Origin of the sequence: Polaromonas sp. YR568 (assembly GCF_943369415.1) — a bacterium.
In the GTDB taxonomy this organism is placed as follows: domain Bacteria; phylum Pseudomonadota; class Gammaproteobacteria; order Burkholderiales; family Burkholderiaceae_C; genus Polaromonas.
In genome coordinates, this window is the sequence record NZ_CALRNF020000054.1 from 1 (window position 1) to 21,174 (window position 21,174).

The 21,174-nt window shown below is 66.3% G+C and carries 23 protein-coding genes; 3 read left to right on the forward strand and 20 right to left on the reverse strand.

What is annotated here, in order from left to right; translation table 11 throughout:
- Positions 1-1,384, forward strand: a 1,384-nt coding sequence (locus tag ACLV74_RS23785) for an alpha/beta hydrolase family protein (protein WP_411881901.1), incomplete at its 5' end; no start/stop codon positions are given.
- Between the two features lie 296 nt (positions 1,385-1,680).
- Here ACLV74_RS23785 and ACLV74_RS23790 read toward each other — a convergent pair.
- The 7 genes from ACLV74_RS23790 to ACLV74_RS23820 form a co-directional block, all read right to left on the reverse strand.
- The gene (locus ACLV74_RS23790; protein WP_411881902.1) at positions 1,681-2,109 is read right to left on the reverse strand and encodes a GNAT family N-acetyltransferase; all 429 of its coding nucleotides are present in this window, start codon (positions 2,107-2,109) and stop codon (positions 1,681-1,683) included.
- 54 nt (positions 2,110-2,163) lie between these two features.
- Positions 2,164-2,685 (reverse strand): N-acetyltransferase family protein, encoded by a 522-nt coding sequence (locus ACLV74_RS23795; RefSeq protein WP_411881903.1) that lies wholly within the window; start codon positions 2,683-2,685, stop codon positions 2,164-2,166.
- A 96-nt stretch (positions 2,686-2,781) separates the two neighbouring features.
- Positions 2,782-3,783, reverse strand: a complete 1,002-nt coding sequence (locus ACLV74_RS23800; protein ID WP_411881904.1) for a phosphotransferase enzyme family protein — start codon at positions 3,781-3,783, stop codon at positions 2,782-2,784.
- Between the two features lie 169 nt (positions 3,784-3,952).
- Positions 3,953-4,744 carry a GNAT family N-acetyltransferase gene (locus ACLV74_RS23805; RefSeq protein ID WP_411881905.1) on the reverse strand — a complete coding sequence of 264 codons (792 nt, stop codon included), beginning with the start codon at positions 4,742-4,744 and terminating at the stop codon, positions 3,953-3,955.
- Between the two features lie 220 nt (positions 4,745-4,964).
- Complete coding sequence (locus ACLV74_RS23810) at positions 4,965-5,846, reverse strand: MBL fold metallo-hydrolase (RefSeq protein ID WP_411881906.1); 882 nt, start codon at positions 5,844-5,846, stop codon at positions 4,965-4,967.
- 57 nt (positions 5,847-5,903) lie between these two features.
- Positions 5,904-6,341, reverse strand: coding sequence for a DUF6691 family protein (locus ACLV74_RS23815; RefSeq protein ID WP_411881907.1), 438 nt, complete (start codon positions 6,339-6,341; stop codon positions 5,904-5,906).
- Between the two features lie 6 nt (positions 6,342-6,347).
- A complete protein-coding gene (locus ACLV74_RS23820; RefSeq protein WP_411881908.1) occupies positions 6,348-6,785 on the reverse strand; it encodes a YeeE/YedE family protein in 438 nt (145 codons plus the stop codon).
- A gap of 266 nt (positions 6,786-7,051) precedes the next feature.
- Here ACLV74_RS23820 and phbB point away from each other — a divergent pair, with 266 nt between their 5' ends.
- Positions 7,052-7,777 (forward strand): acetoacetyl-CoA reductase, encoded by a 726-nt coding sequence (gene phbB / locus ACLV74_RS23825; protein ID WP_411881909.1) that lies wholly within the window; start codon positions 7,052-7,054, stop codon positions 7,775-7,777.
- Here the strand turns inward: phbB and mgtA are convergent.
- From mgtA to ACLV74_RS23840, 3 genes are all read right to left on the reverse strand, one after another.
- Positions 7,752-10,373, reverse strand: coding sequence for a magnesium-translocating P-type ATPase (mgtA, locus tag ACLV74_RS23830; RefSeq protein WP_411881910.1), 2,622 nt, complete (start codon positions 10,371-10,373; stop codon positions 7,752-7,754). The genes phbB and mgtA overlap by 26 nt on opposite strands.
- 13 nt (positions 10,374-10,386) lie before the next feature.
- Entirely contained in the window at positions 10,387-10,761 is a 375-nt protein-coding gene (locus ACLV74_RS23835) for a hypothetical protein (RefSeq protein ID WP_411881911.1), read from the reverse strand.
- 150 nt (positions 10,762-10,911) lie between these two features.
- On the reverse strand, positions 10,912-11,565 hold the full coding sequence (locus ACLV74_RS23840; protein ID WP_411881912.1) for a BON domain-containing protein: 654 nt from the start codon (positions 11,563-11,565) through the stop codon (positions 10,912-10,914).
- Between the two features lie 148 nt (positions 11,566-11,713).
- Here ACLV74_RS23840 and ACLV74_RS23845 point away from each other — a divergent pair, with 148 nt between their 5' ends.
- Positions 11,714-11,893, forward strand: a complete 180-nt coding sequence (locus ACLV74_RS23845; protein ID WP_411881913.1) for a YgaP-like transmembrane domain — start codon at positions 11,714-11,716, stop codon at positions 11,891-11,893.
- Here the strand turns inward: ACLV74_RS23845 and ACLV74_RS23850 are convergent.
- The 10 genes from ACLV74_RS23850 to ACLV74_RS23895 form a co-directional block, all read right to left on the reverse strand.
- Positions 11,890-13,335: a trypsin-like peptidase domain-containing protein gene (locus ACLV74_RS23850; RefSeq protein ID WP_411881914.1), complete on the reverse strand. Its 1,446-nt coding sequence runs from the start codon at positions 13,333-13,335 to the stop codon at positions 11,890-11,892. The two genes, ACLV74_RS23845 and ACLV74_RS23850, sit on opposite strands and share 4 nt — an antisense overlap.
- A gap of 44 nt (positions 13,336-13,379) precedes the next feature.
- On the reverse strand, positions 13,380-14,351 hold the full coding sequence (arcC, locus tag ACLV74_RS23855; RefSeq protein ID WP_411881915.1) for a carbamate kinase: 972 nt from the start codon (positions 14,349-14,351) through the stop codon (positions 13,380-13,382).
- Positions 14,348-15,346: an ornithine carbamoyltransferase gene (gene argF / locus ACLV74_RS23860; protein ID WP_411881916.1), complete on the reverse strand. Its 999-nt coding sequence runs from the start codon at positions 15,344-15,346 to the stop codon at positions 14,348-14,350. Before argF ends, arcC begins: the two co-directional genes overlap by 4 nt.
- A 66-nt stretch (positions 15,347-15,412) precedes the next feature.
- The gene (locus ACLV74_RS23865) at positions 15,413-16,624 is read right to left on the reverse strand and encodes an arginine deiminase (protein WP_411881917.1); all 1,212 of its coding nucleotides are present in this window, start codon (positions 16,622-16,624) and stop codon (positions 15,413-15,415) included.
- The gene (gene arcD / locus ACLV74_RS23870) at positions 16,621-18,111 is read right to left on the reverse strand and encodes an arginine-ornithine antiporter (protein ID WP_411881918.1); all 1,491 of its coding nucleotides are present in this window, start codon (positions 18,109-18,111) and stop codon (positions 16,621-16,623) included. Before arcD ends, ACLV74_RS23865 begins: the two co-directional genes overlap by 4 nt.
- A 24-nt stretch (positions 18,112-18,135) precedes the next feature.
- A complete protein-coding gene (locus ACLV74_RS23875; RefSeq protein ID WP_411881919.1) occupies positions 18,136-18,558 on the reverse strand; it encodes a universal stress protein in 423 nt (140 codons plus the stop codon).
- 37 nt (positions 18,559-18,595) lie between these two features.
- The gene (locus ACLV74_RS23880; RefSeq protein ID WP_411881920.1) at positions 18,596-19,039 is read right to left on the reverse strand and encodes a universal stress protein; all 444 of its coding nucleotides are present in this window, start codon (positions 19,037-19,039) and stop codon (positions 18,596-18,598) included.
- Between the two features lie 106 nt (positions 19,040-19,145).
- Entirely contained in the window at positions 19,146-19,463 is a 318-nt protein-coding gene (locus ACLV74_RS23885; RefSeq protein WP_411881921.1) for a cytochrome C, read from the reverse strand.
- 68 nt (positions 19,464-19,531) lie between these two features.
- Positions 19,532-20,221 (reverse strand): sensor histidine kinase, encoded by a 690-nt coding sequence (locus ACLV74_RS23890; RefSeq protein ID WP_411881922.1) that lies wholly within the window; start codon positions 20,219-20,221, stop codon positions 19,532-19,534.
- Positions 20,222-20,639: 418 nt separating this feature from the next.
- A partial coding sequence (locus ACLV74_RS23895) for a VIT1/CCC1 transporter family protein (protein ID WP_411881923.1) occupies positions 20,640-21,174 on the reverse strand: 535 nt, incomplete at its 5' end.

Sequence of the window (21,174 nt, forward strand, 5' to 3'; positions counted from 1 at the left end):
AGCGGCGCACTTTGAGGCAGATCCACACAGACTCAGCCCAAAAAGGAGAAAACCAAGAACTTATCCACATCGTGAGCACCTTCTGCTCACAAAGAGTGTGGGTCAATATTCGATGGAAAACTCGGGTCAGACTTCAGCGGAATTCAACAACCAGGAGAACACGACAGTTTGGCCCGACTTCATGGGGGCTTTGGAGCCGGAAGCATCGGAGAGCCCAGTTACTGCTGCCGCTCCAACAGACATCGCCGTGCTGAAACCGTCGAGCGATCTGCCGGCTTCGGTCGCGGCTTGGTCCGGGGACTGGTCAGGATGGGCCGGCCAAGGCCGCAGCTACGACGTCAAGCTGATCGTCGAAAGTCTCTCACTGAACGAAGCTACGATCGTGTGCGTGCGAGCGTCCGGCGACCGGGGTGTTTTTAGCGAACGCGTGCTCGCTCAGGTTCGCGGGAACGAACTGCGAGGCCGCCTGACAAACGGCGCAAGCCTCCAATTTCGGATGAGAAATCCGGATGTAGTTGAACTTCTGTGGCGCGAACAGGACGGTCGCTGGATCGCTGGGGTGCTATCACGGCCGAGTGTTGAAGAACAACGAATCAGCGAACGCGTGCCCACCGGGATGTTCGAACGTGGCGAGCAGATCATGCTCGAGATGGTGACGTTCAAACCGGCCGGGCCGGGTCCTTTCCCCACGCTTGTGTTCAATCATGGTTCGACGGGTATCGGAAACGATCCGGCGCTGTTTACCAGCACGGTGACCAGCCCGGCAATGGCGAAGTATTTCAACGATCGTGGCTGGATGGTCGTGTTCCCACAGCGACGCGGGCGCGGAAAATCAGGTGGCCTTTACGACGAGGGATTCGAACCAGATCGGTCGCAATACTCAGACGATCCCCAATACGCACTTCCGGGATTCGAGCACGCGCTGCTGGACGTGGCATGCGTTGTCGAGCACTTGCTTACGCGGCCCGATGTTGATCGTGAGCGCCTGCTGATCGGCGGGCATTCTCGGGGTGGCTTCCTTGCATTGGCATTCGCGGGAGCGCGACCGGAGCTCTTTCTCGGCGTCCTCAATTTCGTGGGCGGCTGGGTTGATGAGCGGGGCCCCGCATCCGAGATGATCAATCCCGTGATCGCCAGGAGGGGAGCAACATTTCCCGGACCTACCGCATGGCTCTACGCTGAAAACGACCCTTTCTATAGCGTTGCTCACAGCCGCAAGAACTTTAACGCCTTCGAAGCCGCTGGCGGTCATGGGCAGTTTCATGTGCTCGAAATTTTGTCGGGACAGGACGGCCATCACATCGTTTCCCTGGCAGGCCTGTGGGCGCCGGTCGTAGATGGTTTTCTGGGACGCATTGGCAGCCGAAGAAGTCAAGCGGAATAGCGGTCGGCCAACAACGAACGACCGATCCTGGCCGCATCAATCAAGTCTTGACTTGCCGCTACGCATCAGGATGGGCGGCACCACGACAGCGTGGTGTTAAGGCGTTTGAGTATCGCACCAGCGCTGTTCAGGGTGGAAAGCTGTAGTAACCCACGCCGCCGCAGCGGCCGCGTGCCTGCCGGAGCGATAAGCGCTTCACTTGACTGAACGGTAAGGGGGGCTATCGATCAAGTAGAAAGTGTCTTTCACTCTCCAGGTATTCGGTCGACTTCCCCCCGCGAACTCTTGGGGAGCCGCTATGGCTCCAGTGCTTTCTTCATGTAGGCCACGTAGAAGCCCTGGATGAAGTTGTCGATGCGCCCGAACTCTTCATAGCCTTGCTTGAGGTAGAACGCGCGGGCTTGCCATTCGAAGGTGTTCAGCGTCGCATTGCGGGCACCCAGCTCACGGGCTTTCTGTTCCGCCGTTTCAAGCAGCATGCGACCCACGCCTTTGTGACGCGCCCCCTCGTCCACGAACAGCAGCTCCACATTCAGCCAGTGCATGAAAACAAACCCGCGCAACCCACCCACGAGTTCGCCGTGGCCGTCCTTTGCACTGACCCAGACCGGCTGCACTTGGGCATATTCGCCCACGTACTGGTAGTTGAACTGCCGCATGCGGCGACCGAGCTCGCCAGAGTGCACTTCCTCTGCGGTGGGGGTGTAGATCTCAATGTCGCTCATGGTTAAAAGTCGGTAACTCACCCCAAGTAGACGTTGCCAACCGCTTGCAGAATGTCAATTGCTGCGTAGCAACAGGCTCATGTGTTGGCCATCATAGAACGTGCCATCAAGTCGAATTGCTTCGGGTTCGAGCCCGTAGGGTTCGAACCCTAGCGACTGATAAAGGCCGATTGCAGCGGTGTTCGGCAAGAACACGGTCAAATTAACGCGGTGCACATCTTGTGAGCGTGCGTGTTCCAACGCAGCCTCGACAGCCATCCGGCCGAATCCCTGACCTCGATGCGATGGGTCGACGAAAGTCCCCCAAAGAGTCACCTTGTGCATGGAAGAGGGAAATCGGCTCGTCCACGCGACGGCCGAGCACGCACGCAGCAGGCCGTCGACAAACACGCCGAAGGCCGCGCTCGGGGCGGGAGCGGCCAGCTGATCACGGAACCCCTGCAGCGGCCTCGTCAACTCTTCAGCAAGCGAAAGCCCCATAGGCACGGGATTGTGTTCGGTGACCCGACGTCGCAAGGCGGAAAATTCGTCCGCATCAGAGGGCATCAGTTGGCGAGTGTTGAGTTCTGGCTTCACAGGGTCCTTGCGTTAGTCGGAGGTCCGCTTCTGGCCGACTGTAGCCGAAGCTGTGCCCGGCACAAAGGGGGCCATTGCGGCTGTTGGTATGGGCCGCTAAGTTGGCAATTGCAAGGTCTCCCATTGGCTTAGCAATTCAACCTGCCGGAAGAGTTGGCCAGTCGTCATTGTTTGGGAACCCCAAACCGGTACTCGGCCCGCGTACTCTCCGAGCAACCAGAATTGCCGCACCGCCATGAAGCGTGCGATGGCGGCAAGGTCGGCCTCTGCGACCGGGCGTCTGTCCCGGTAGGCGGAGATGTAATTTTTCCACTGCATTTCCACTTTGCGGCTCACCTCACCGTCAGGCATGCGCGGGTACAGGTTCCATGGGTAGACCGCAAGCTCATACGCCAGGTAGCCCGGGCCGGCCTCGTCGAAATCGAAGAATAGGGCCTGGCGTTGTCCCTCGGCGTCGGTCGTGACGAAGTTGTTCTGGCCGTGTGCGTCGCCATGGCATAACACGCGGCTCAGTTCGCCCATGGCCAGGATTTCATCGTGCAGCCGCAAGCCCAGTTTCTCGAATTGCGGGCGCAATTCGCCGGTCATGGACGGCGCGCGAAGCAGTCCCTCCAGCGGCCTGAGGAGAAGGTAGTTGAGGTCAAGCACATAGGCGCTCTCCGGCCCCTCGTAGTTTTCGCCCCCTTCGTGCAAACCGGCCAAACCGTGCGCAAAGGCCTGCACGTCGGCTGCGGACTCACCCGTGAACTCCCCGTCCAGATATTCGAAGAGCATTAGCGTCCGGGCGCCTTCCGGTAGCGGCACCTGTATGGCGATCTCGCCGGTCGCCGTTGTTACGCAGCGAGAGACCTGGCAGCCGACGTTGGCCCAGTGCTCCAGTGCCGCAGCCTCGAACAACGCGTTGGGGCCACCCCGCGGTCGCTCAGCACACAGGCGCGCCACAACACGCTGCCCGCCGGCAAAGTCCAATCGATAGACTTGGTTGAAACTCCGCCGCAGGAACTCACTCTCGATGACGTCGCCGAGTCCATAGCGGGCCTGCACAAGAGCGGCGATGCTGCTTGCCGTTGGCGTTGATTGCGCGATTTCCAGTTGCATGTTTGTCCCGCAAGAAAGAAGGCGCAATTATGGCGCGGCGGCGCGCAGATTCGAACGGCCGCTTCTGGCCGAATGTAGCCGGTCGCGGACCCAGAGCTTTGGACTCGAACCCTACTTTCTGCCGGCCCGAAGGGGCCCGTACGCACGGTAGGGGCCGCTAGTGAAGCCGCTAGATTGTCCGCTGCCAAGAATACACGAGGAACTTGTGCGTTACCTTGAAACCCAGCGCTTGCGCGAGGCGCATTGACGGCAAATTTTGTTCAAAGCAATCCCATGTTGGCTGCAGGCCGCGGTGAACGCATTCGTCTATGAAGGCGGACGCGACGGCCTCTGCCAGCCCAAGGCCCCTGAACTTCTCAACCGTCAGTATGTCAATCGCGTGGCACCCACCAGACACGAAGACCGAATAGCAAAGGCTTACGACTCCTCCTTCGGTCAACACGCAAAAGCCGACACCGCGCCCCTCGAAATCGGTAGCAGACTTCCACGTCCCGCCTATCCACGGATACACCGTAGCCTCTACCTTTCGCATCAGGGTTGCATCCATCGGTGTCAGGCTCAAGCCAGATGCGAGAGACGGCTTTGAGCGTCTCGCATCGAAGCTTTCCTTGTTGAACTCAAAGGCGACTCGCTGAACCCTTTTTGTCGAAGAGGTTGCGGCTGTATCCAGTACTGGCACCCAGCCTTCGTGACTGGGATAGAGGATGAAGAAGTCCTTATGCGGATGGTCGTAGAGCCATTGCAGGCACGATTTCGCGAATGCCGGAGTCGCAACCGGGCCCCCTAGCACGCAAAAGCCGTTGTCGTAGACGAAGGCCGTTCGGAAGTCATCAGGGGCGCTCACGAACACCTTGCCCTGGGTGTTGCCAGCGAGCACGGCACCTGCGACTTCGGCGCCAATGTGCTGTGGCCCAAACAGAGGAGTCAGAGAGGGGTAGTGTTCCGCTGGCAGTTCAAACATAGCGCTTTCAACGGTCTGGAGTAGCCATCATAGGGTTACCTCTCGGCCGAAATTGGGAGGCGCGGTCGTAGGTCAGCTATTGGCCGAAAGCTGTCATCTTACCGACGGCTGCAATGAGCCCGGAGCTGACCCTTCAGAACGAATTCCTCAGTATGTATTCCAGGCGCAGGGCCAGCTGGGCGTACCGGTGGCCTGGCTCCTGCCACGCCACACAGGCCGCTCAGGGCTTGGCGCCCGGCAGCGCGTTCAGCGGGATGCGCAGGTAAGACACGCCGTTGTCGTCCGGCGGCGGGAGCTGCCCCGCGCGCACGTTCACCTGCAGCGACGGCAGGATCAGGGTCGGCACGTCGAGGGTGGCATCCCGCGCCGTCCGCATCGCGACAAACGCCTCCTCGGTGACACCGTCATGCACGTGGACGTTGCCGTCCCGCTGTTCACCCACGGTGGTCTCCCAGGCGGGCTGCCGTGTTTCCGGCGGGTAATCGTGGCAGACGAATATCGCCGTCTCCCGCGGCAGCGCCAGCAGCCGGCGGATGGAGCGGTAAAGCTGGTGGGCATCGCCGCCCGGAAAATCCGCGCGTGCCGTGCCCACGTCGGGCATGAAGAGCGTGTCGCCCACGAACACGGCATCTTCGACGGCGTAGGCCATGTCGGCCGGCGTGTGCCCGGGCACCAGCAGGGCGGCGACCTCCAACTGCCCGATCCTGAAACGCTCGCCGTCCTTGAACAGGTGGTCGAACTGGCTGCCGTCCGGCAGGAAGCTGCGCTCCAGGTTGAAGAGGTTTTTGAAAACCGCCTGCACCTGTTTGATGTTCTCGCCGATCGCGATCCGGCCGCCGACGCATTGCTGCAGGTAACGCGCCGCGGACAGATGGTCGGCGTGCGCGTGGGTTTCCAGTATCCACTGCACCTGCAGGTTCGCGGCGGCAACGTAGGCCAGCACCTGGTCCGCCGACCGGGTGTGCGTATGGCCCGACTTGACGTCGTAGCCCAGCACGGGATCGATCACCGCGGCGCTGCCCGTCGCCGGGTCGGACACGACATAGGTGACGGTCCAGGTCTCCGCATCGAAGAAGGCCTGGATACGCGCGTGACGGCTCATGAGCTTGTCCTTGAGGAGTTGTTTTGCGTCCGCTGAGGAATGAAGGGGTCCATGGGCTCACCCCGCCTTCGGATTGGGGGGATTGCCCCGCCGTTCGAACAGTTCGAACGCACCCATTCCCGCCAGCATGGCCACGACAAAGACGGCGGCCTTGCCTTCGCCCATGCCGAGCGCGACGAGTGCAGGCCCGGGGCAGAAGCCCGCGATGCCCCAGCCGATTCCGAAGAGCAGGCTGCCGCCGACCAGCCGTCGGTCCACGGTGCGGGAGGAGGGGAGTTTTATTTCCTGGCCCATGAGGCTCAGGGGGCGGCGGCCCGCGACGGCGAATGCCATGGATGCGATGGCGATGGCGCCCGCCATGACCAGCGCCAGCGAGGGGTCCCACGGGCCCGCCAGATCCAGGAAGCCGAGCACTTTGGCGGGGTTGGTCATGCCGGAGACCAGCAGGCCCAGGCCGAAGACCGCGCCGGCCAGCAGGGAAAAAAAGTTATACATGGCCGCTCAACCCGCAACAAGCACATGGCGCACGAGGAACACCGTGGCGAAGCCGGCCAGCATGAAGGCCGCCGTGGCGGCCAGCGAACGGGGCGACAGCCGCGAAATGCCGCACACACCGTGCCCGCTGGTGCAGCCGGAGCCGTAGCGTGTGCCCAGCCCGACGATGAATCCGGCCGCGATCAGGGTTGCATAGCCGGCATCAATCTGCGGCCGCGGCAGCTGGGCGAACAGCGCATACAGCAGCGGCGCGCCCACCAGTCCCGCCACGAAAGCGACGCGCCAGCCTATGTCGCGGCGCGCGGGACGCAGCAGGCCGCCCAATATGCCGCTGATGCCCGCGATGCGGCCGTTGAGCAGGACAAACATGGCCGCCGCCAGGCCGATCAGGCCGCCGCCCGCCAGGGCCGTCCACGGCGTGAACGCATTCCAGTCGATGTGCATGGGTCAATCTTTCTACAATGGAAAACCAGGACAAGGTCCGCGGACCGCGGCCACCATTGTCCCGCATGGGATTCAAGGCTTGCAGGATGTGTTGCGTGCATTTGAGCCAGGTCAAATTCCGGCCGGGCAAGCCATTGAATACTGGACGTTCCATTCATCATTGAAGGAGGACACCATGTACCAATGCCTTCTGGTTCCCGCTGGCGCAAGCCCCGCCTCCAGACACGGAATGGGAACGGAAATGACTCCGCGGCGGGAGCGCTGACATGGCCGGGCGCGTGGCACTGGTCACAGGCGGCACCTCCGGCATAGGCGCGGCCAGCGCCGAGGCACTGCTGGCGGCTGGATATCGCGTGGCGGCCAATTTCGGCGCCAACGAGGCTGCGGCGCGCGCTTTCCTGGGCCGAACCGGCATCCCGGTTTTTTCCTGGGACGTGGCCGACGGCGCGGCCTGTATCGCAGGCGTTGAGGCGGTGGAAAAGGCGCTCGGACCCATCGACGTCCTGGTCAACAACGCGGGCATCACACGCGACGCCATGCTGCACAAGATGGACGCCGGCCAGTGGAAGCAGGTGATGGACGTCAACCTGGGCGGCTGTTTCAACATGTGCCGGGCGGTCATTGAAGGCATGCGCGCGCGCCGTTTCGGCCGCGTGATCAACATCAGCTCGGTCAACGGGCTTTCCGGCCAGGCCGGGCAGACGAACTACGCCGCCAGCAAGGCCGGCATCATCGGCTTTACCAAATCCCTTGCGCTTGAAGGGGCCTCGCGCAACATCACGGCCAACGTCATCGCGCCCGGCTACATCGACACACCGATGGTGGCCGCCGTGCCGGCCGCGGTGATGGACGATATCCTGAAGACGGTGCCGGCCGGCCGCCTCGGCAGGCCGGAGGAAATTGCCCGCGCCGTGGTCTTCCTCGCCGCCGACGAAGCCGGCTTCATCACCGGCATCACGCTGTCCGTCAATGGCGGGAAGTACCTGGGGTAGTTTGCGGCGGGCGCGCCGCGGCGGCGGCATCCTGAAGATGTGCTGCCGCCACTGGCCTCGACCTGCGGGGCGCCGCCATGCGGGCGTAGAAGAAGCGCTTGGCCCCCTCGGCCAGCGCCAGGTAGGCGACGACCATCACCAGCAGCCAGGCAAAAAATGCGGCGGGCGGCGGCTCGAAGTGAAAGAGCCGGCCCAGCGGCGTGAAGGGCAGCAGCAGCGCCACGGCCACCACGGCCAGCGAGGCGGCCGTCAGCACCGCGCTGGGCCGGCTGGCCCAGGGCCTGCCGCGCGTGCGGATCACGAAGATGACCAGCACCTGGGTCACCAGCGACTCGACGAACCAGCCGGTGTGGAACAGGGCCTCGTCGGCATGCAGCACCCGCAGCAGGATCCAGAACGTCAGCAGGTCGAAGGCGGAGCTGACCAGGCCGAACAGCCACATGTAGCGCTGGATGAAAGCCATGTCCAGCGCGCGCGGGCGGCGCAGGTCGCCGGGATCGACCCGGTCCAGGGGGATGGCCGCCTGGGACAGGTCGTAGAGCACGTTGTTGAGCAGGATCTGCGCCGGCAGCATGGGCAGGAAGGGCAGGAACAGCGAGCCGGCGGCCATGCTCAGCATGTTGCCGAAGTTGGAGCTGGTGCCCATCATGATGTACTTCATCACGTTGCCGAAGGTGCGCCGGCCTTCGAGCACGCCTTCGTGCAGCACCGCGAGGTCGTGGTCCAGCATCACCATGTCGGCCACCTCCCGCGCCACGTCGACGGCGGAGTCCACGGTGATGCCGACGTCGGCCGAGCGCAGCGGCGGCGCGTCGTTGATGCCGTCGCCCAGGTAGCCGACCACGTGGCCGCGCGCCTTGAGCGCCAGGATGATGCGGTTCTTCTGGGCCGGGTTGACGCGGCAAAACAGCGTGGTGCGGCCCACGCGCGCGCGCAGCGCCGCCTCGTCCATGTGCGCGATCTCCTGCCCGGTCAGGATGCCCTTGACCGGCAGCTTCAGCAGGCCGCACAGGTGCTGGGCGACCAGTTCGCTGTCGCCGGTGACGATTTTGACGGCCACGCCGCTTCGGGCCAGCGCGGCCAGCGCGGCGCCGGCGCCGGGCTTGGGCGGGTCGATGAAGGCGGCGAAACCGGCGAAGACCAGCTCGCTCTCGTCGCGGACGTCGGCATGCGGATGGTCTTTGGGCACCTCGCGCCAGGCCACGCCGAGCACGCGCAGGCCTTCGCGCTCCAGCGCGTGGCAGCGCTCGCGCAGGCTGGCCCGCGCGGCCTCGTCCAGCGGCGCCAGCGCGCGGCCTTCGTCCTCCTCGCGGCGCTTGCACAGCGCCAGCACGTCCTCGGGCGCGCCCTTGACGACCAGCCAGCGCGCGTCCCCGCGATCGACCAGCACCGACACGCGCCGGCGCTCGAAGTCAAAGGGCACCTCGTCGATCTTTTGCCAGCCCGAGACGTCCACCCCGCGCGCGAGCACGGCTTCGTCCAGCGGGCTCCTGAGGCCGCTTTCGAACACGCTGTTCAGATAGGCCAGCAGCAGCACGCGGGGCGTGTCGCGCCCGTCCGCGTCCACGCAGCGCGCCAGGCTGATCTTCGCCTCGGTGAGCGTGCCGGTCTTGTCGGTGCACAGCACGTCCATGGCCCCAAGGTTTTGTATCGAGGCCAGGCGCTTGACGATCACGCGGCGCGCCGCCATGCGCAGCGCGCCGCGCGACAGCGTGACCGAAACCACCATGGGCAGCAGCTCGGGCGTCAGGCCCACCGCGAGCGCCACGGCAAACAGGAAGGAGTCGAGCAGCGGCCGGTGCAGCACCAGGTTGACCAGCATGACGAACAGCACCAGCAGCAGCGTGATGCGCATCAACAGCATGCCGAAGCGGTGCATGCCGGTTTCGAAGGCGGTGGGCGGCGGCTCGGCCTGGATGCTGTGCGCCACCTCGCCGAGCGCCGTGGCCGGGCCGGTCGCCATGACCCGCATGCGGGCGCTGCCGCTGACCACCGTGCTTCCCATGAAGGCCGCGTTGAGGGCTTGCTGCAGTTCCACGGCGCCGCCGTCCAGCGGGCCGGGGTGCTTCTCGACGGGATAGGACTCGCCGGTCAGAAGCCCCTGGTTGACGAAGAAGTCGCGGGCCTCGACGACGCGGCCGTCAGCCGGCACGCGGTCGCCGGCCGACAGCAACACCAGGTCGCCGGGCACCAGCGCCGACACCGGCACCTCCTGCACACGGCCGTCCCGCAGCACGCTGGCGCGCAGGGCCACCGAGTCACGCAGCGTGTCGGCGGCCCGGCCGGCGCGGTGTTCCTGCACGAAGTCCAGCGTGACGCTCAGCAGCACCATCAGCATGATGATGGCAAAGTTGGCCGCGTCGCCGGTGGCGGCGGAAACGGCGCTGGCGGCCAGCAGCACCAGCACCAGCGGGTTGCGAAAGCGCGCCAGGAACTGCAGCGCCAGCCACTGTTTCTTGCGCGCCTCGAAGCTGTTGGGTCCCACGCGCGCCAAGGCCTGCTGCGCCTCAAGCTGCGACAGGCCGGGCGCCTCCGCCGGCGCCGGCTCCAGCCACCAGGGCTGGGTTGCCCGGGCGGAGGCGGCGGGCCCGTCCATTACCGGTACGCCGTCACTGGCCGGTGACCAGGCCCGCGGCCGCCTGCTGCCGCCGCTGCCGGCCCAGCGCCAGCAACTGGGCCTCGCTCGGGTGGTCCACGGTTTCCCAGCCTGTGATGCGCGGCGCCAGGGCAGGGCGGTGTTTGTCGACGTAGTGGCGGAAGTCGGCTTGCGCGGTATGCCCGCCCGTCACCAGGACGGACTCCATGCCGTCCAGCGCGTCGCAGACCTGGCCGAAAAATTCATGCTGGGTGCGCACCTCGCTGCCGTGCTGGGGCGTGGCATGGGAATGCGCGTGAAGCTTGCGCGCCTCGGACTGTCCGGCGTCGAACTGGATGAACTGGGCCTGGTGATGGTCCAGCCAGACCACGGTGTGAAAAAAGGGCATATGGGACTCCTGGGGCGGCGCGCGTCGGCCGTGTTGGTTTGCGGGTTTGCAAGATGGACTGTCTGTCCGGTGAACCCGTCCACTCTAGGGCACGGGCGCGGGCGGGGGCTTGATGTAGCGCAAGGCGGCGCCACCCGTTTCAGGCGATGTTCAGGCGCCGATTTCCAGCCTGTTGACGATGCGGGTCACGCCCCTGGCGGCGAAGGCCGCGCCGGCGGCCGCTTCGCGCTCGGCCAGGGAATGCACCTTGCCGTGAAGCGTGACGACGCCGTCTTCAACGTCGACCTGGATGTGCCGGGCTTCGCGCTCGGCCTGGCGTTCGAGCGCCGCGGAAATTTCGGCCGCGACGTCCCGTGTGCTGACGGTGGGCTTGACGGCGATGTTGTTGGACAGGCCGCGCACGCCCACCAGGCCGCGCACGCATTTTTCGGCGGTGCGGCACTGGTAGGCCCAGTCGACGTCGCCGGTGAGGGTGACCCAGCCTTTTTCCACCTCGACCCGGATGCGGTCGGGCGGCAGCAGCGCGCTCCAGCGCAAGGCGGACGCGGCGACCGAGGCGATTTCGGAGTCGCTGCGGTGGTGGGCGGCGACCAGTTTCACGTCCAGCTCTATCGCCAGCCCGCGCACACCCGCCACGCGGCGAACGGCCCGCTCCGCCGCGACTTTTTCGGCAAAGGTGTCCAGGTGGCCGGTGAGCGTCACCACGCCGTCGTGGACGAGCACGCCTATGCCGGCTGAGTTGACGGCGGGGTCCCAGGCCAGTTCGGCGGTGACGTCGGCCTTGAGCTGCAGATCGGTTTTCATGGCTTTTTCCTTCAATGAAGAGATCGCCACCACAAAGTGGCCATGTCACTGTAGGCCGGCGCGGTGGCGCTTGTTTTGACATTCGTCAAGCCGCGGCCTTGCGGACGGGGTTACGCTGCAAGGGCGGATAAAACAGAAGGACTTCGCGATGAAACACAGGATAGGCCCCATCGAAAGACGGCTTCGCATCGCCGGCGGCATCCTGCTGCTGGCGCTGCTGTTCGCGCTCGATGGAAATGCCCGCTGGTGGGGCTTGCTGGGCCTGCTTCCGCTGTTGACGGGGCTGTTCAGCTTCTGCCCGCTGTACTGGGCCATCGGGGTGGACTAGGGCGCTTGAGGCGCGCCCCCGGAGTCCGGCGCACGCCTGTGCGGAGCCGGAATGCGCAGCGCGACATAGGCCGCCTGCCGGTCGCGTATCACCAGCAGCGCCAGGCCGGCGCCGGGCTCCAGGCGTGACAGCACGCGGTCGAAATCCTCCACGCTGTCCAGCCTCAGGTCGTTGGCGGCGACGATCACGTCGCCGGACTGTATGCCTTCGCTGCGCGACAGCCCGGCGGCCTGGCGCACCAGCAGGCCGCCGTCCAGGCCCAGTTGCGCCTGCAGGTCCTTGCCGGACTCGGCCAGCGACAGGCCCAGGCGGGGAAGGTCGCCGGCATCCGGCAGCGCCAGCGGGCCCGGGGTGACGGCGGGTGCTTCTCCCAGCGTGACGGCTGCCGTGGTTTTGCGGCCCTGGCGCCAGATCTCCAGCGTGGCGGGACTGCCGCCGCCGTGGTCGCCCATCTGCAATGCGAGGCTGCTGAAGTCCCGGACCTTGGCGCCGTTGAAGGCGGTGATGATGTCGCCGCGCCGCAGGCCGGCCTGCACGGCGGGCCCGCCGGCCGTGACCTGCACGACCAGCGCGCCGGTGGGGTCGCGCACGCCGAAGGCCTGCGCGAGCGCCGCCGTCATGCCCTGCAGCCGGGCGCCCAGGTATGCGCGCCGTATCCGCCCCGCGGCGCGCAGGCGGCCCGCGATGTCGACGGCCAGGTTGATGGGCACCGAGAAGGCCACACCCATGTAGCCGCCGCTACCGCTGTAGATCAGCGAGTTCAGGGCGATCACTTCGCCGTCGGCATTGAAGAGCGGGCTGCCGGAGCTGCCGGGGTTGATGGCCACGTCGGTTTGCAGGAAGGCGGTTTCGCCGCTGCCGGAAAGAAAACGGTTCTTCGCGCTGACGATGCCCGCGGTGACGGAGCCGGAAAAGCCGAAGGGCGAGCCTATCGCCGCGACCCAGTCGCCGACGGCCAGCTTCGAGGAGTCGCCCAGGGTGACGGGCGACAGGCCGGCGGCCTCGATTTTGAGCAGGGCCACGTCGGTGATGCGGTCCAGCCCGACCAGCCGGGCCGGGAAATGCCGGCCGTCCTGCAGCCGCACCTGGGCTTCCTCGGCATCCCACAGCACATGGGCGCTGCTGAGGATGTAGCCGTCGGCGGTGAGCACAAAGCCGGAGGCGAGGTCGCGCGCCTCGCCGCGCGCCAGGCCTATGGGCTGGGGCCTTGCCAGCCGGTCGCCGAAGGTGTCCGGCGGGGCGAATTCTGGTTCGGGCTCCTCGCTGCCGCTGGGCACCCAGGCCCGGATGGTGCTGATTTCCACGACGCCGGCGCTGCGGCTGGCGACGATGGCGCCGGCCGAGAGGGCAGGCCTGCGCGCCAGCGGCTCGGCATGGGCGGCTTGCAGGCAGAGGGCGGCGCAGGCCGCGAGGCCCGCGAGCAAAGGGCGGCAGTGTTTCATGCGGCCATTGAACACGGCGCCGGCCTCAGGCTGTTTGCGCCACCTCAAGCCGGCTTTGAAAACAGGGCCGGATCGTGCTGCTTCAGGTTGCCTTGCGCCGCGCCGCCGCCGGTGCTGATCTCGGTGCCGGCGGTGCCCGCCAGCATCTCCTCGATCTGCGCCAGCGAGCCTATCAACGCCTTCTTGCCGGTGTTGAGCGCAAAACCGCAGGCGGCCTGCACCTTGGGGCCCATGGAGCCCGCGGGGAAAAGATGCGCCTGCAGGTCGCGCGGCCTGGCTTTGCGCAAGGCGCGCTCTTGCGGCGTTCCCCAGTCGAGGTAGACGGCGTCCACGTCGGTGGCGATCAGCAGGCAGTCGGCGTCCAGCTCCTGCGCGAGCAGGGCGCTGGTGAGGTCCTTGTCGATCACCGCGTCGACGCCCTCGCGCGACTTTCCGTCGGCCGCGCGCACTACCGGGATGCCGCCGCCGCCCGCGGCGATGACCACGGCCTGACGATGCAGCAGCCAGCGCACCGGGTTCACGCCCAGCACGCGCACCGGCCGGGGCGAGGCGACGACGCGCCGGAAACCCGTGCCGTCGGCGGCGATGCGCCAGTGCATGGCTTGTGCCAGTTTGTCGGCCTCGTCTTTGGTGTATACCGGCCCTATCGGTTTGGTGGGCCGCTGGAAGGCCGGGTCGCCGGGATCGACTTCCACGCGCGTGAGGAGGCTGGCGACGCAGCGGTCCGGCGGAAGGTGGTTGGCGAGTTCCTGCTCCAGCAGGTAGCCGATCATGCCTTCGGTCTGCGCGCCCAGCATGTCCAGCGGGTAGGGCGCGACCGCCTTGTAGGCCGAGTTCTGCAGGGCCAGCAGGCCTATCTGCGGCCCGTTGCCGTGGGTCACCACCAGCTCGTGCTGCAGCGCGACGCGGGCCAGCTGGGCCGCCACGCCTTTGACGTTTTCCAGCAGGTGTTCGGCGCTGAAGGACTGGCCCCGGCGCAGCAGGGCGTTGCCGCCCAGCGCCACGACCAGCCTCATGCGAGCGTGGCCACGAGCACGGCCTTGATGGTGTGCAGGCGGTTTTCCGCCTGCGAGAACACGATGGACGCGTCGGATTCGAAGACCTCGTCGGTCACCTCGATCTCGCTGAGGCCGTAGCGCTCGTGGATCTGGCGGCCGACCTCGGTGTCCAGGTTGTGGAAGGCCGGCAGGCAGTGCATGAAGCGCGTGCGCGGCTTGCCGGTGGCCTTCATCAGGGCGCTGTTGACCTGGAAGGGCAGCAGTTGTTCGATGCGCAGCTTCCAGGTTTCGTCGGGTTCGCCCATGGAGACCCAGACGTCGGTGTAGAGAAAGTCCGCGCCCTTGACGGCTTCGGCCGGATCGCTGCTGAGGGTGATGCGCGCGCCCGTCGTTTTGGCCAACTCGCGCATTTCAGCCACCAGCGCCGGCGGCGGCATCAGCGCGGCGGGCGCGGCGATGCGCACGTCCATGCCCATCTGCGTGCCGCCCACCAGCAGCGAGCAGCCCATGTTGAAGCGGGCGTCGCCCAGGTAACAGAAAGACAGTTCATGCAGCGGCTTTTCGCTGAACTCCTGCATGGTCAGCAGGTCGGCCAGCACCTGGGTGGGGTGGGCCTCGTCGGTCAGGCCGTTCCACACCGGCACGTGCGAAAAGCGCGCGATGTCTTCCACCACGCTCTGGTGGAAGCCGCGGTACTCGATGCCGTCGTACATCCGGCCCAGCACGCGGGCCGTGTCCTTCAGGGACTCCTTGTGTCCCAGCTGCGAGCTGACCGGGTCTATGTAGGTCACGTGGCCGCCCTGGTCGTGCACCGCGACTTCAAACGCGCAGCGCGTGCGGGTGGAGGCTTTCTCGAAAATCAGCGCGATGTTTTTGCCCTTGAGGCGGGCCAGTTCGTTGCCCGCGTACTTGGAGCGCTTGAGCTCGGCGGCCAGGTCCAGCAGGAAACGGATGTCCCTGGGGGAAAAGTCCTTGAGGTCCAGCAGGCTGCGGTTGTGAAGGTTAAAGCTCATGGTGTCCGTCTTTCGTGGTTGTCCCAGTGACGGGCAAGGAAGGCTGGTGCGGCGTTGAGCCGGCGTTCAGGCGGGGTCGCGCTCTATCGGGCAGGACATGCAGTGGCTGCCGCCGCGGCCGCGCCCCAGCTCGCCGCTGGGGATGGTGATGACTTCGACGCCGGCCTTGCGCAGCAGGGTGTTGGTGTGGGTGTTGCGGTTGTAGGCCATGACGACGCCGGGCGCCAGCGCCAGCACGTTGTTGCCGTCGTCCCACTGCTCGCGCTCGGCCTCGTAGGCATTGCCGCCGGTGGCGACGACGCGCAGCTTCGTGATCCCCAGTGCCTGCGCGAGCACGTCCAGAAACGGGTCGGTTTCCACCCGGACATCCAGCCCGCCGTGTTCGTCGCCGGGCCTGAGGCTGAACACGCGTATGCCGTCCACGACCTCCGGGAACACCGTGACGAGGTCGCGGTCGCAAAAGGTCAGCACCGTGTCCAGGTGCATGGCGCCGCGCGACTTGGGCAACTGGGCGGCCAGCACCCGGGTGGCGGCGCCGCGCGCGAACAGGCTGCGCGCGAGCTGGCTCACGGCCTGCGGCGAAGTGCGCTCGCCCATGCCTATCATCACCAGCCCATTGCCCAGGGGCATGACGTCGCCGCCTTCGAGCGTGGCCTGCGCGTGCGGCTGGCCGGGGTCGCCCCACCATTCGGTGACCTGGCCCGCGAAGGCCGGGTGAAAGCGGTAGACGGTCGCCATGAGCAGGCTTTCGCGCCGGCGCGCGGGCCAGTACATGGAGCCCAGCGCCACGCCGTCGCCTATCCAGCAGCTGCTGTCGCGCGTGAAGAGGGTGTTGGGCAGGGCGGGCAGCAGCAGGTCCGACGGGCCGGCGCAGGCGGCGGTGAGGCCGGGCAGCTTGAAGGGCAGGTCCGCCGGCGTCAGGCCGCCTATCAGAAATTCGGCCAGGCGGGCCGGCGGCAACTCCTGCAGCCAGGGCCGCAGCACGCCGTCGGCTTCGAAGTCGGTGCCGGCCAGTTCGCGGTCCAGCAGCCGGTCGCGCGCCAGCGGGTTGGCGACCGTGGCCGCCAGAAGGTCATGCAGCTCCAGCACTTCCACGCCGTGTTCCACCATGGCGCTGGTGAAGGCGTAGTGGTCGTTTTTGGCCTGGGCCACCCACATCACGTCGTCGAACAGCATGTCCCGGCAGTTGGCGGGCGTCAGGCGCGTGTGCGCCAGGCCCGGGCGGCAGACCAGCACCTTGCGCAGCCGGCCTGTCTCCGAATGGACGCCGGCGGTCACAGGCCCAGCTTTCCGGCGGCCAGCATCCAGCCGGCCACCGCCGCGAGCACCAGCAGCGCCGCGAGCATGGCTTTTTCGCCGGCCGTGAAGGCCTGCTTGCCGGCCTGCTTCTTGGCGAAGAAGTACAGCGCCGCGCCGGGGGCGTAGAGCAGGGCGCTCAGCAGCAGGTATTTGGCGCCGGCGGCATACAGCAGCCACAGGCAGTACACCGTGGCGAGCGCGGCCACCGGCAGGTCCAGCGAGCCGCCGGCGCCTTCGGGCGCCCGGCCCGCGGCCTTGTCCTCACCGCGCAGCAGCACTTTCAGGCCGAAGAGCGCGCTGAACAGGTAGGGCAGCAAAATCATCGCGGTCGACAGCGAGATCAGCGCCAGGTAGGAGGCCTTGGACACCAGCGTGACGATGAGGAAGAGCTGCACCATGGCGCTGCTCAGCCAGAGGGCATTGGCCGGCACGCCCTTGGCGCTCTGGCGGCCCAGCCACGCGGGCATCACGCCGCTGTTGGCCGGCGTGAAGAGGGATTCGGCGGCCAGCAGCGTCCAGGCCAGGAAGCCGCCGCCCACGGAAACGATCAGGCCTATGTAAATAAGCACGGCGCCCCAGGTGCCCACGGCTTTTTCCAGCACGCCGGCCATGGAGGGGTTCTTGAGCCCGGCCAGTTCAGGCTGCGTGAAGATGCCCAGGGACAGCAGCGAGACGGCCATCAGCAGCGCCAGGCAGATCAGGAAGCCGATCACCGTGGCCTTGCCGACGTCCTTGCGCTGGCGCGCGCGCGCCGAGTAGACGCTGGCGCCCTCGATGCCGATGAAGACCCAGACCGTCACCAGCATGGTGCTCTTGACCTGGTCCAGCACCGAACCGAGCTTGGCGCCGCCCCAGAAGTCGAGGTTGAAGGTGGGCGCCTGGAAAGCGGCGGCCGCCAGCACGATGAACAGCAGCAGCGGGATGACCTTGGCCACCGTGACCACGGCGTTGACCCAGGCGGCGGTATTGATGCCGCGCAGCACCAGCGCATGCACCACCCACAGCACCACCGACGCGCAGGCGACGGCCGTGGGGGTGTTGCCTTCGCCGAAGGCCGGGAAGAAATAGCCGAGCGCGCCGAAGGCGGCCACGAGGTAGCCGACATTGCCTATCCAGGCGCTGATCCAGTAGCCCCAGGCGGAGTTGAAGCCGACGTATTCGCCCGAGAGAGCGCGCGCATAGGCGTAGACGCCGTTGTCCAGTTCAGGCTTGCGCATCGCCAGCATCTGGTAGACCCGCGCCAGCACCAGCATGCCCACGCCGGTGACCAGCCAGCCGATCAGGATGGCGCCGGCGCCCGCGCCGGCCGCCATGTTTTGCGGCAGGCCGAAGATGCCGCTGCCGATGATGGAGCCGGTGACCAGCGCGACCAGCAAGCCCAGGCCCAGGGTGCCCTGGGACGGCCGCGTGGTGGGAATGGCCCGCGGCACCGGGGAAGCGGCGGGCGTTGTCGACAGTGTGTTCATGGGATGCTTTCAGGTGTTGGGCGGCTACTTGACCAGCAGCACGGGCACGTCGACGTCGGTCACCACGCGCTGGGCGACGCTGCCCAGCAGGGCGCGGCCCAGCAGGCCGTGGCCGTGGGTGCCCATGACCACCATGTGCACTTTTTCGCGTTTGGCCGCCTGCACGATCTGCGTGGCCGCCGTGCCGGCGACCCAGGAGGCGCTGAAAGCGATGTTGTGGCGCTGGAGGAAGCGCTCTATCGGCAGCAGCACTTTTTCGGCTTCCTCCTTGTGCCAGGCACGCACGGTGGCGGCACCCAGCAGGGTCTTCACGCGCGGGGTAACGGCCGGCTGCACGTTAAGCACCACCAGTTCCGCGTCGGGGCCCATCAGGGTTTCATGGGTCACCAGGAAGGCGAGGGCCTTCTTGGTGAACTTGCTGCCGTCGACGGCCAGAAGGACTTTCATGGTGTTCTCCGGAATATGGAAATGGAACAGGCCGCGTTCAGCGCAGGACCAGCACGGGAATGCTGCTGTGCGTGAGCACCTGCTGGGTTTCGCTGCCGAGCAGGATGCGCGACAGGCCCTTGCGGCCGTGCGAGGCCATGACAATCAGGTCGCACTTGTTCTTTTTGGCCGCGGCCATGATGGCCGTGGCGACCAGGTCGGACCTGGCGGTCACGGCCTTGGCGGTGACGCCGGCGGCCTGCGCGGACTTCTGCGCCGCGTCGGCGATGGCCTGGCCCTTGTCGGCCCAGTCTTTTTCGATGCGCCCGACTTCCTGCGGCGAGATGGTGGCGCCGCCTTCGAAGTAGCTCATGGGATAGCGCGGCACGACGTTGAGCACCACCAGGGCGGCTTCCAGGGATGCCGCAAGGCCTATGGCCTCCTTGACTGCTTTTTTGGAAAGCGTGGAGCCGTCGGTGGCAACAAGAATGCGCTTGTACATGGTGGTTCTCCTGTGGTGATGTGCCGCAGTCTAGGAGCGGCGCGGCGGCCCAGGCTTGATCCATGTCAAGGGCGCGGCACTCTGCGCCTGGCGCGCCAGGGGCGCTTCAGCGCGCGGCGGAAATACTCCGCGCTTGCCTGGGCAATACGAGGCCGCCGGAGCCCGGCGCGCGCGGATAGCGATAAACCGTGTCGTTCAGGTAACCGGCCACTTCCGCGATGTCCGCCTCATCCCACCGCAGCCCGCTGTTGCCCTGCCACAGGCGGACCTGCGTTTTCAGGCTCTCCCAGTCATGGGCGCGCCGGCTGTTGCGCCAGTGCATCTCAGAGGTGTGGCAGGCAATGCAATGCGTCGTGTAGAGCAGCTCCCCGCGGCTGGGTACGGGCGTGGTCTGGGCCTGTGCCGCCGGGCCGGCGAGCGCCATGGCGGCGGCCACAAGACAACGGCCCGCGAACCTCGTCGGCGATAGCGTTGGCGGTGTCACGGCAGCCATCAATGCACCGCGACACTGCCCGTGGGGAGGCGGGCCCGCAAGCGTGTTCCGTGACCCGGCTGCGAATCCACGGTCAGCGTGCCGCCGCACGCTTCAATCCGGTGTCTCATGCCGAGGAGGCCATGCCCGAAATTTTCACCGGTGGCGGCGTTGAAGCCGACGCCGTCGTCCTCCACTTCAACCTGCACGCCATCATCGGCTGCGAGCAGGGTAATGGAGGAACGGGAGGCGCCTGCATATTTGCCGATGTTCGTCAGTGCCTCCTCCGCAAGCCTGTAGACAGCGAGCTGCGCGGAAGCGGGCAGGACAACATCGCCGAGGCTGGTCGTCACCTCGATTCCGGACGCCGACGAAAAATCCTGCGCCAGGCGTGTGACGGCTTTGGCCAGACCTTGATTCAACAGCAGCGGAGGTTCCAGGCCATCGATGATCCGGCGCTTGAGCGCCATGGTCTGGTTCAGTATGTCCATCAGATGGTGGAGATGCGCGGAGGCGGCCGGCGAAATCCTGCTCAATTCCTGCTGTATGCAGGCGATGTCAAGCTTGGCGCTCATCAGAAGGCTGCCAAGGGCATCGTGCAGCTCCCGCGCGAGATGCTCGCGTTCCTGGACGCGAACCTGTTCCTGGCAGCTTCGGCAGGCAGGCAATGGCAACGAGACCGGGCCGGAAGACCCGTCGGAAGGTTTCATTCGTATTTCAGTGGCCATTTGAGTACTTCCTGGTTGCGCGGCTCGCATGAAGCTGCGGCAGGAAACAGTGAGGTCAAACGAGGCTGGCGGGCTGTCGCCCCACCAGGCACACGGATCGTTCAAATGTTAGCCCTGCCCCAGGAACACGCACCGCCAGATTGATCTGCATGTGCGATGGGACAATAAAAGGAAAGATTCAGCTTTCGGGTGCACGACATTTGACCTGGCTCAAGGCTGCGGACTTTCCTCTGTGGTAAGGGCCTATCGGCGTGCAGAGAAGACCAGTTGACTCCCTGAAATCCATGGCTGAACGGGCGATCCCGTTTTGGGCGGTACCGGCCGGAAAACCTGTTGTGGACAGTGAGGGCATGGCCTCACTCTGCGCGCCGCATCTGCATGCGTCTGTGCGCCAGCGCACTTAGACTGCCGCGCCAAACATCGCGCCCACGCCCGCGGTCATGCCCATGGCCAGCGCACCCCAGAAGGTCACGCGCCATGCGCCCGGCAGGACCGCCGCGCCGCCCGCCCGCGCGGCCATGGCGCCCAGGCATGCCAAAAATACCAGCGAGGTTCCGGACACCCACCAGATCAGCGTGCCGCCGGGCGCCACCGCGGTGACGGCCAGCGGCAACAGGGCGCCGCACGCAAAGCTGGCCGCCGACGCGAGCGCGGCCTGCAGGGGCCGGGCGGCCATGCTGTCGGAAATGCCCAGTTCGTCGCGCGCGTGCGAACCCAGGGCGTCATGGGCCATGAGCTGCCCGGCAACCTGGCGGGCCAGCGCGGGGTCCAGCCCGCGCGCGACATAGATGGCGGTCAGTTCGCGGTGTTCGGCTACGGGGTCTTTTTCGAGTTCGGCGCGCTCCCGGTTCAGGTCGGCCTTCTCGGTATCGGACTGCGAGTGCACCGACACGTATTCGCCCGCGGCCATGGACATCGCCCCGGCTACCAGGGCC

What these genes read in the sequence shown, in the direction of transcription:
- ACLV74_RS23790 (WP_411881902.1), bottom strand. Translation starts at nt 2,109, where the DNA reads ATGAGCGACATTGAGATCTACACCCCCACCGCAGAGGAAGTGCACTCT.
- ACLV74_RS23800 (WP_411881904.1), bottom strand. Translation starts at nt 3,783, where the DNA reads ATGCAACTGGAAATCGCGCAATCAACGCCAACGGCAAGCAGCATCGCC.
- ACLV74_RS23805 (WP_411881905.1), bottom strand. Translation starts at nt 4,744, where the DNA reads ATGTTTGAACTGCCAGCGGAACACTACCCCTCTCTGACTCCTCTGTTT.
- ACLV74_RS23810 (WP_411881906.1), bottom strand. Translation starts at nt 5,846, where the DNA reads ATGAGCCGTCACGCGCGTATCCAGGCCTTCTTCGATGCGGAGACCTGG.
- ACLV74_RS23815 (WP_411881907.1), bottom strand. Translation starts at nt 6,341, where the DNA reads ATGTATAACTTTTTTTCCCTGCTGGCCGGCGCGGTCTTCGGCCTGGGC.
- ACLV74_RS23820 (WP_411881908.1), bottom strand. Translation starts at nt 6,785, where the DNA reads ATGCACATCGACTGGAATGCGTTCACGCCGTGGACGGCCCTGGCGGGC.
- phbB (WP_411881909.1), top strand. Translation starts at nt 7,052, where the DNA reads ATGGCCGGGCGCGTGGCACTGGTCACAGGCGGCACCTCCGGCATAGGC.
- mgtA (WP_411881910.1), bottom strand. Translation starts at nt 10,373, where the DNA reads ATGGACGGGCCCGCCGCCTCCGCCCGGGCAACCCAGCCCTGGTGGCTG.
- ACLV74_RS23835 (WP_411881911.1), bottom strand. Translation starts at nt 10,761, where the DNA reads ATGCCCTTTTTTCACACCGTGGTCTGGCTGGACCATCACCAGGCCCAG.
- ACLV74_RS23840 (WP_411881912.1), bottom strand. Translation starts at nt 11,565, where the DNA reads ATGAAAACCGATCTGCAGCTCAAGGCCGACGTCACCGCCGAACTGGCC.
- ACLV74_RS23845 (WP_411881913.1), top strand. Translation starts at nt 11,714, where the DNA reads ATGAAACACAGGATAGGCCCCATCGAAAGACGGCTTCGCATCGCCGGC.
- ACLV74_RS23850 (WP_411881914.1), bottom strand. Translation starts at nt 13,335, where the DNA reads ATGAAACACTGCCGCCCTTTGCTCGCGGGCCTCGCGGCCTGCGCCGCC.
- arcC (WP_411881915.1), bottom strand. Translation starts at nt 14,351, where the DNA reads ATGAGGCTGGTCGTGGCGCTGGGCGGCAACGCCCTGCTGCGCCGGGGC.
- argF (WP_411881916.1), bottom strand. Translation starts at nt 15,346, where the DNA reads ATGAGCTTTAACCTTCACAACCGCAGCCTGCTGGACCTCAAGGACTTT.
- arcD (WP_411881918.1), bottom strand. Translation starts at nt 18,111, where the DNA reads ATGAACACACTGTCGACAACGCCCGCCGCTTCCCCGGTGCCGCGGGCC.
- ACLV74_RS23875 (WP_411881919.1), bottom strand. Translation starts at nt 18,558, where the DNA reads ATGAAAGTCCTTCTGGCCGTCGACGGCAGCAAGTTCACCAAGAAGGCC.
- ACLV74_RS23880 (WP_411881920.1), bottom strand. Translation starts at nt 19,039, where the DNA reads ATGTACAAGCGCATTCTTGTTGCCACCGACGGCTCCACGCTTTCCAAA.
- ACLV74_RS23885 (WP_411881921.1), bottom strand. Translation starts at nt 19,463, where the DNA reads ATGGCGCTCGCCGGCCCGGCGGCACAGGCCCAGACCACGCCCGTACCC.
- ACLV74_RS23890 (WP_411881922.1), bottom strand. Translation starts at nt 20,221, where the DNA reads ATGAAACCTTCCGACGGGTCTTCCGGCCCGGTCTCGTTGCCATTGCCT.